The 2601-nt window shown below is 73.0% G+C and carries 2 protein-coding genes; both read right to left on the reverse strand.

What is annotated here, in order from left to right; translation table 11 throughout:
* Positions 1 to 242: 242 nt before the first annotated feature.
* Positions 243 to 1721, reverse strand: a complete 1479-nt coding sequence (locus ACFXBC_RS30340) for an aldehyde dehydrogenase family protein (protein WP_385031566.1) — start codon at positions 1719 to 1721, stop codon at positions 243 to 245.
* Positions 1722 to 1910: 189 nt separating this feature from the next.
* Positions 1911 to 2399 carry an SRPBCC family protein gene (locus ACFXBC_RS30345; RefSeq protein WP_385031569.1) on the reverse strand — a complete coding sequence of 163 codons (489 nt, stop codon included), beginning with the start codon at positions 2397 to 2399 and terminating at the stop codon, positions 1911 to 1913.
* Positions 2400 to 2601 lie beyond the last annotated feature (202 nt).

Genomic DNA, 2601 nt, shown 5'->3' on the forward strand with positions numbered 1-2601 from the left:
GGCCGTACGGGGGGTGGCCGCAAGGAGGGGGAGGGGCGGTACGGGGTGCGTCGGGCGCCCCGGAGCGCGGCCCGAACCCCCCGCGCACCCGGCCCGCCCCCCCCCCCCGCCCCCACGTCCCCCCCCCCCCCGCCCGCCCGCCACCCCGCCCGGGGGCGGCCACCCCCCCCCCCGGGGGGCCCCCCACCCCCCCCCGGGGGTGGGGGCCAACGCCACTTGGGGACAATTCGTCCGGGGCCCGGTCAGTAGCTGATACAGGCCGAATGCCACTCCGTGTAGAAGTCCCACACCTCGGGGGAGCACTCCGGCGGGCCGTACTGCGACGCCTTGGAACCGACGTGCGGCAGATGCGCGTACGCCCCGACACCCGGACGGTTCACATGGAGCATCCCGGCCTCGAACCGGTCGATCGCCTCGAACGCACGGGACTGCGATGCGGTGAAGACGGTGCCGGACATCCCGTACTTCACCGAGTTCGCCACCGACATCGCCTCGTCGAAGCCGTCCGCGTCGATCACGGCGAGCACCGGCCCGAACACCTCCTCCTGGGCCAGCGAACTGTCCGCCGGCACATCGCGGATGACGGTCGGCTGGACATAGCAGCCATCGGGCAGATCCGCCCGCTGCTCCCGCTCGCCCCCGCACAGCACCTTGCCGCCGTCGTGCCGCGCCCCGGCGACGGCCGCCAGGGCCGCGTCCATCCGTACGGTGTTGACGACCGGGCAGACCCGGGACGCGGGGTCGTCCCCCGGTCCGACCCGCAGACCGGCGACGCGCTCCACCAGCCGGTCCAGGAACTCCTCCCGTACCCGGACGTCCACCACGGCCCGGCTGGTGGCCGAACACCGCTGGCCCGCCTGGCCGAAGGCACCGTTCACCACGGCGTCGACGGCCTTGCCGATGTCGGCGTCGTCGCACACGATCAGGGCGTTCTTGCCGCCGAGTTCGAGCTGGGTACGGAGCAGCCGGTGGGCTCCGCCGCTGTGGATGGCGGTGCCGACCGGCAGCGAGCCGGTGAAACTGATCCCCGCCACTGCCGGGTTGGCGACCAGGGCCTCGCCCGCCGCCGCATCGCCCTGTACCAGATTGAGCACCCCGTCCGGGACCCCCGCCTGCTGGAAGATCTCCACGAGGAGCGCCGAGGTGAGCGGGGTCAGCGGGGACGGCTTGAGCACCGCCGTGCACCCCGACAGGAGCGCGGGCGCCACCTTCCACACCGGGATCGCCAGCGGGAAGTTCCACGGGGACACCAGACCGACCACCCCGATGGGTTTGCGGAAGGTGTACGCGAAGGTGCGCTCCTCCTCGGCGGGCGCGGTGACCCCGCCGAGGAGCCGTGCCTGACCTGCGGTGAAGTCGATGACGGCCCGCGCCCTTGCCACTTCGCCGCGGGCCTCTTCGAGCAGCTTGCCCTGCTCCCGGGTGATGGCCGACGCCACCTCATCGGCCCGCTCACCGAGGATGCGGCTCGCCGCCGTGAGATGTGCGGCGCGGGCGAGCGGACCCTGCGCCCGCCACCCGGGCAGCGCGGTGGCCGCCGCGTCCACCGCGTGGTCCACGTCGACGCCGCCGGACTCGGTGAACTCGCCGATGACATCGGAGAGATCGGCGGGATCGATGTTCTCCCGCAGCTGCCCCGACTCCGCCGGGAGCCACTGCCCGTTGATGAAGTTGAGCCGAAGGTGACCCGGAACCTGATTCCACTGCGCAACGCGTGTCATGCCCTCCCCTTCGCTGGACCTGCCGGCGCCGCCGCCGGTCCTGGCCAGGCTCGCTCAGGGGACGGGCCGTCACAATGCGCGATTGGCGAATACGCGTGATAGCCGCCGCCTATCGGGGACCGGTTGCCACCCGCGCCGCCACGACAGCTGGGCTCTTCCGTGTCCGCGACGCGGAAGGCGGCGGCCAGATCACCCGGAGACGACCGGCCGCCTTCCCTGCTCCACCGTCCGCGCGAGGATGCCGAGCGTCGCGCGCAGCCCGGCCTCGGGGATGACCGGGAAGATGCCCTTCTCGCGGTAGCGCTCCTCGATCCCGCTCCAGTCGTAGTACGAGGTGACGAGCGTCCCCGTGGCGCTCGGGCTGAGCCGGTAGCCGTACAGGTGCCTGATCGGCGGCTGGATCGTCCCGGAGATGGTCCACTCGATCAGAGCGTCCTGCTCGAACCGGGTGATGATGACCGTGACGTCGTACTTGCCCATCGGGAGGTCGTTGAGCGCCTCCCGGTCCATGTGCACGACGAAGGTGTCGCCCGCCTTCCGTACGGGCTCGCCCTCCGCGGACTGGAGCATTCCCGAGCTGTCGATGGCCACCTGGCCCCGCGGGTCGCACAGCAGCGCGAACACCGCCGCCGGGGGTGCGGCGATCTCCCGCTGGACTTCGAAACGTTCTGTTGTCATGCCCGCCACGGTACGGCGCCGCTGCCCGGCGCGGGCGTGGAGGGACAAGGTGCTGCTTCCCGGCGGCGGTGGCGGACGCGATGTCCGGTATGGCCATCCAGGTGGGGCCCGGCCCCCCCGCCCGGCCGGGGGGGGCAGTGCCCCCCCCCCCGCGACGCCGACCAGCTCCGCGCCCAGCTCCGGGAGGCGGTCGACGTGGACG

The sequence above is a fragment of the Streptomyces sp. NPDC059398 genome (genome assembly GCF_042751845.1).
In the GTDB taxonomy this organism is placed as follows: Bacteria; Actinomycetota; Actinomycetes; order Streptomycetales; family Streptomycetaceae; genus Streptomyces.